At 37.8% G+C, this 4125-nt stretch carries 4 protein-coding genes; 3 read left to right on the plus strand and 1 reads right to left on the minus strand.

Annotated elements, in window-relative coordinates:
• Nucleotides 1-308 precede the first annotated feature (308 nt).
• From ACZFYI_RS16605 to ACZFYI_RS16615, 3 genes are all read left to right on the plus strand, one after another.
• On the plus strand, nt 309-941 hold the full coding sequence (locus ACZFYI_RS16605; RefSeq protein ID WP_462525246.1) for an HAD family hydrolase: 633 nt from the start codon (nt 309-311) through the stop codon (nt 939-941).
• Complete coding sequence (locus tag ACZFYI_RS16610; RefSeq protein ID WP_462525247.1) at nt 931-2049, plus strand: site-2 protease family protein; 1119 nt, start codon at nt 931-933, stop codon at nt 2047-2049. The genes ACZFYI_RS16605 and ACZFYI_RS16610 overlap by 11 nt, the downstream gene beginning before the upstream one ends.
• A gap of 83 nt (nt 2050-2132) precedes the next feature.
• The gene (locus ACZFYI_RS16615) at nt 2133-3062 is read left to right on the plus strand and encodes a DMT family transporter (protein WP_462525248.1); all 930 of its coding nucleotides are present in this window, start codon (nt 2133-2135) and stop codon (nt 3060-3062) included.
• A gap of 69 nt (nt 3063-3131) precedes the next feature.
• Here the strand turns inward: ACZFYI_RS16615 and ACZFYI_RS16620 are convergent, their stop codons facing one another.
• The gene (locus tag ACZFYI_RS16620; RefSeq protein ID WP_462525249.1) at nt 3132-3659 is read right to left on the minus strand and encodes a hypothetical protein; all 528 of its coding nucleotides are present in this window, start codon (nt 3657-3659) and stop codon (nt 3132-3134) included.
• Nucleotides 3660-4125: the final 466 nt, after the last annotated feature.

The following is a 4125-nucleotide window of genomic DNA, read 5'->3' on the forward strand; positions in this document are numbered from 1 at the left end:
CAAGCACCTACTGATTATGAGTCAGTTGCTCTAACCGAATGAGCTATAGGCCCAATTAATTACCGATAAACCTCACACCTACTGTCCCGATAGCTATCGGGAGAGTCAGTTGCTCTAACCGAATGAGCTATAGGCCCAATTAATTACCGATAAACCTCACACCTACTGTCCCGATAGCTATCGGGAGAGTCAGTTGCTCTAACCGAATGAGCTATAGGCCCAATATTTGGAAGGGTTTTATAAAAACTGCCTTGCAAATGGGACTGCAATGTTACATATTTGGTTTTAATTTTACAACCTGAGTATAAATGAAAAAACTTGAGAATATCGATTTTTTGATCTTCGATTTGGGTAACGTGATCATCGATATTGATTATAGTTTCAGTATCAATGAGTTGAAAAAAATCCTTCCCGAAGCCAAACATACCTTGACAGATAAATTTTTCCCTTCCACATTTCATAAAGAATATGAAAAGGGTTTGATCAGTTCTTCTCAATTTAGGAATGAAGTCAGGAATCTTTATCAGGAAGATTGGACTGACACTCAAATTGACCATGTTTGGAATAGTTTACTAAAGGACATTCCTTTGGAAAGAATCGAGCTTTTAAAAATACTAGGGAGAGATTATGGAACCGCAGTCCTTAGCAATACCAATGAAATCCATATAGAGAAATTTGATGAACTGCTTTTGGATCAGACTGGTGAAAAGTCAATTTTCGACCTTTGCGACAGGATATTTCTAAGCCATGAAATGGGACTTGCCAAACCTGATGTGGCAATTTATAAAGCAGTGTTGAATGAAATAAATGTAAGCCCGGAGCGCGTTCTGTTTTTTGATGACTTATTAGCAAATTTAGAAGGTGCAAAAAGAGTTGGAATTCAAACCTATCAAATCACGCACCCAAAATCATTAATCCAATTCTTTTCGGATGTATACTAAAAAGGAATACCTGATCCACATTTCACTTTTTATCCTGACATTGATTGCCACCACTTTGGCAGGTGCAGAATGGCTTTATGGAAAATCAATTTTGGCAGATGGGGAATATGCATTGACTTGGGAATACTTTTCAAAGTCTCTTCAGTTTTCGATACCGTTTATTGGGATTCTTTTGGTTCATGAATTGGGTCATTTATTTACTTCCATCCATCACAAAGTCAAAACCTCCATGCCCTATTTTCTTCCTGGCTGGTTGGGTTTTTTGGGTGCTCCATCGATCGGTACTTTCGGAGCAGTCATTAAAATGAAAAGCTTTGTCAATAGTCGGAAAAAATACTTTGATATTGGAGTAGCAGGTCCTATTGCAGGATTCCTCATTGCATTTGGAGTGCTTTGGTATGGATTTACGCATTTGCCTGATGCTGATTATATCTATCAGATCCATCCCGAATACCTCGATCCGGACTTCAAAGGGCACAGTGCAGAAGACGGTTACCTCAATATTGAAATGGGTTATAATTTGTTGTTTTATGGGATGGAAAAACTTTTGGCAGAACCGGAGAAAATGCCCAATATGTCTGAAATCATCCATTTCCCATACTTATTTGCCGGGTATTTAGCCTTGTTTTTTACCGCTTTGAACCTTCTCCCAATCGGACAATTGGATGGAGGTCATATAGTTTTCGGGCTTTTTCCAAGGCATCATAAACAGATATCCCTGGTTTTCTACATTGCATTTGTTTTTTATGCCGGATTGGGATCTATTAACCCATACCAATCCATTGACCGCCTTTTGATCAGCATTCCATTATATATTGGGTTTCTATATTTCTGTTTTAGCCGATCAAAAATAATGGATACCCAAACCAAATGGACGTTGATCTTAGTCATTGCATCAATACAATATGCGCTTGTTTATGCATTTCCAACTTTGGAGGGGTACAGCGGTTGGTTGCTTTTTGCTTTTCTACTGGGAAGAGTTATGGGTTTAGAACATCCGGAGGTTTCAGGATACAGGTCTTTAAATACTTCCAGGAAAATCCTTGGTTGGATCGGTATAATTATCTTTTTGCTTTGCTTTACTCCTCAGCCTTTTCAGATCAGTTGAAATTCGAAAAATTACCTTATTTCTTTTTTGAGAGGATTCCAAATCACTTTTTCATTCTGTAAATTTGAGTTTCATCCCTCTTTATGCTATCACCTTCCTTACCGGCTAGTTTGCCTACCAAAAAATCAATCAAAGGCTTTTCCATGGCTTTGGCGGCAGCCATATTTTGGGGGATCTCCGGTACATGTGCACAGTATCTTTTTGAGCAAAAAGGAATCAATCCGGCTTGGCTCGTTTGTTGGAGATTATTGTTGGCGGGGATTATTTTGGTGATATATGCCATCACCCGAAAAAATTCAGATGCCTTCAAAATCTGGAAAACCCCAAAAGATGCGCTTCAATTATTGTTCTTTAGCATCTTTGGTATGGTGGCTGTACAATACACCTATTTCTATAGCATCAACCTGTCCAATGCAGCGACAGCAACAGTCTTACAATATATAGGACCATTGATTGTAGTGGCTTTTTATGCCATCCATCATAGGCGTTGGCCCATTTTGGTGGAATATGCCTCTTTGGTCTTTGCACTTACCGGTACATTTCTGCTTGTCACCCATGGTAGTTTCAAACAGCTTGTCATTTCCGAAAAAGCATTGTTCTGGGGAATACTTTCTGCTTTTGCATTGGCATTTTATACCATTCAACCTGTCCGATTGCTTAGAAAATATTCTGCCGCAACCGTAACAGGATGGGGAATGCTGATTGGAGGAATCGCTTTCTCCTTTATCAGCAAGCCTTGGGATTTTCATGGGACTTGGGATTTGGGAACCTGGTCTGCTTTTGCCTATATTATTTTGTTTGGAACTGTGATCGCTTTCTATTTTTTCCTTACTTCTGTAACTATCATCGGTGCCCAAACATCAAGTTTGCTTTGCTCTGTGGAACCGCTTTCAGCGGCAGCTGTAGCCGTGGTTTGGCTGAATGTCTCTTTTGGGGCCATGGATTGGCTTGGGACGCTATTTATATTGATTACCATATTTTTGTTGACTTTGGGCACAAAACAAAAAAACTGAGATCAAATAAAAAAAATGCCAACAGTCTTGATTCCAAGCTGTTGGCATTCCAATTTCCAAAACAGATTTTTAGGTTAACACGTTTTTCTTTCCATGGGTATGGTTGTTTTTTATCATAGTTTTTAGTGTTTTCTCCCATTTTTGAACCAAGGGAAGTTCCCCCATATTGTCAGAGAATAATTCCGAGTCATAAAACTCCAACATTCTTGTCTCGGCCTTATCCCCATGAATTTCAATCTTAAGGTTCAGACCATCAATTATATTTTGAGGTTTGCCTTCAATTTTGATTTCCCTTTCCATTTTTTCAAGCTTCACATCAGATGCTTTGGAAAGGTCAATTTGATGGATTGTATTTTCAGGGCCAAATTTTACATATACCAAAATTTTTCTAGCCGAATCCAAACCGATGAAATACAGGTCTCTCCACCTGTCAGATTCGTCAAATTTAAGATTGGATTTGCTTCCCATCTCCTCAATGTAATGAGTTTGGAACTTGATTTTTTGGGATTGTTTTCTTTTGTAAAGAACAATCGGGGAAGAAAATAATATAATGAGTACCAAGGAAATGACCAAGGATACAGGTTCAATGTCAAACATATTGATGAATATTTAAAGTGTTATGAAATAGAAGAATTCAGACAACCCTATTCTGCATCTCATGCAAATGTGGTAGTCAGGGGTGTTTGATTTCGATTTTCTAAGAAAATGAAATAGAAGCTTAAAAATGATTACCAGAAATAATGAAATGGGAAAAGAAAAATTTGAATTTTAAAAAAAAGATGACTCTTTGCCAACCATGCTAATTTTAAAGCACTTAATTCTGAAATCGAAAACAAAAAATCGGAAAGCTCATTAACAAAATCAAACACCGTATCCAAGGCCTTAAATTCAGGCACATTGATGTTGACTGAAGAAAATTCTATACCCTGATCAAATTTTGGAATTAGATCTGAATAGGAGAATATTTGAGATTCCCGATCTGTGACTTTTACTATGGGTCCAAAAAAATATGTGCTTCCAATAACGGTAAATCCGATAATGGCAACCAAAAACACAGAAATGA

The sequence above is a fragment of the Aquiflexum sp. genome (genome assembly GCF_977115555.1).

What these genes read in the sequence shown, in the direction of transcription:
- ACZFYI_RS16605 (WP_462525246.1), top strand. Translation starts at nt 309, where the DNA reads ATGAAAAAACTTGAGAATATCGATTTTTTGATCTTCGATTTGGGTAAC.
- ACZFYI_RS16610 (WP_462525247.1), top strand. Translation starts at nt 931, where the DNA reads ATGTATACTAAAAAGGAATACCTGATCCACATTTCACTTTTTATCCTG.
- ACZFYI_RS16615 (WP_462525248.1), top strand. Translation starts at nt 2,133, where the DNA reads ATGCTATCACCTTCCTTACCGGCTAGTTTGCCTACCAAAAAATCAATC.
- ACZFYI_RS16620 (WP_462525249.1), bottom strand. Translation starts at nt 3,659, where the DNA reads ATGTTTGACATTGAACCTGTATCCTTGGTCATTTCCTTGGTACTCATT.